This is a genomic window from Mesorhizobium sp. B2-5-13, from assembly GCF_006440535.1.
GTDB lineage: Bacteria > Pseudomonadota > Alphaproteobacteria > Rhizobiales > Rhizobiaceae > Mesorhizobium > Mesorhizobium salmacidum.
This window is the reverse complement of record NZ_VFUI01000050.1, coordinates 1-1,156: the sequence shown is the minus strand read 5'-3', so window position 1 is coordinate 1,156 and position 1,156 is coordinate 1. Positions and strand designations below refer to the sequence as shown.

1 protein-coding gene is annotated in these 1,156 nt (G+C 62.5%); it reads left to right on the top strand.

Annotation, left to right across the window (positions count from 1 at the left end; translation table 11 throughout):
• The first annotated feature begins 88 nt into the window (after nucleotides 1–88).
• The gene (locus FJ434_RS29635) at nucleotides 89–1,150 is read left to right on the top strand and encodes an ISAs1 family transposase (RefSeq protein WP_140511007.1); all 1,062 of its coding nucleotides are present in this window, start codon (nucleotides 89–91) and stop codon (nucleotides 1,148–1,150) included.
• Nucleotides 1,151–1,156 lie beyond the last annotated feature (6 nt).

The following is a 1,156-nucleotide window of genomic DNA, read 5'->3' as shown; positions in this document are numbered from 1 at the left end:
CAGGGGAATCGCATATGGCGTTTTGGGAGTTGAAATTGGTCTGAGAAGAGATTCTTTGGGAAGGCAGTCCAGCGAAGGAGTGACTGCCATGTCCTGCCTTGAGAGCTATTTCGGCGCGGTCCCTGACCCGCGCGCGGCCAACGCCACGCACCGGCTTGGCGATTTGATCGTGATGATGGTTGCGGCAAGCCTGTGCGGCGCGACCAATGCGACGGAGTTTTCGTTGTTTGCGCAAGAGCGCAAGCAGGCGCTGTCGCGGTTGATCGCGTATGAGGAGGCGCCCAGCCATGACACCTTCTCGCGGCTGCTGCGCCTGCTCGATCCTGAGGCCTTCGGGCGCGCCTTCGCCGCGTTTGCCGCAGGCTTTGCCCAGGCATGCCAGGGCGTGGTCTCGCTCGACGGCAAGGCGCTGCGGCGGGCTTATGAGAAGGGCCTTGCAGCCAGTCCGCCCTTGACGGTCTCGGCCTTTGCCGCCGAGACGCGGCTGTGCTTGGCGGCGGCTTCGCCCGGCGATGCGGAGAATGAGGTCGAGGCTGCCCTCAAGGTAGTCGAACTCATTGATCTCACTGGTAGATTGGTCACGGCCGATGCGCTCCACTGTCACACGCGTATGGCCCAAGCCGTCACCGAACGCGGCGGCGACTATCTGCTCGCGCTCAAGGGAAACCGTCGGCATTGGCTTAGCCGTGCCAACCAGCATCTGGTCGAAACTGCCCCCGCTATCGCCGAGCGGACCGAAACCAGCCATGGCCGTAGCGAATGGCGACAGGCAGAGGTCGTCGCGGCAGCTGAGCCGCTGATGCCAGGCCACAGAGCCTTTATCCGCATCACCAGCCGGCGCGACCAAGCCAAGCCGCTGACGCGCCTGTTCATGGCCTCCAACCTGCTGTCGCCACCCCAGGCGCTCGATCTCACCAGAGCTCACTGGCAGATCGAAAACGGGCTGCATTGGATATTGGACGTGCATCTCGCCGAGGATCTCAGCCGCGCCCGCAAAGGCAATGCCCCCGCCAACACCGCGCTCCTCAACCGCATCGCCAGAAACATCCTCCAAATCGCCGACACAGACAAAGTCCCGATCAGCCACCGCATCAAGAAATGCGCCTGGAATGACGACTATCTCATCAATGCCATCACTCATATGCGATAGCCCTGC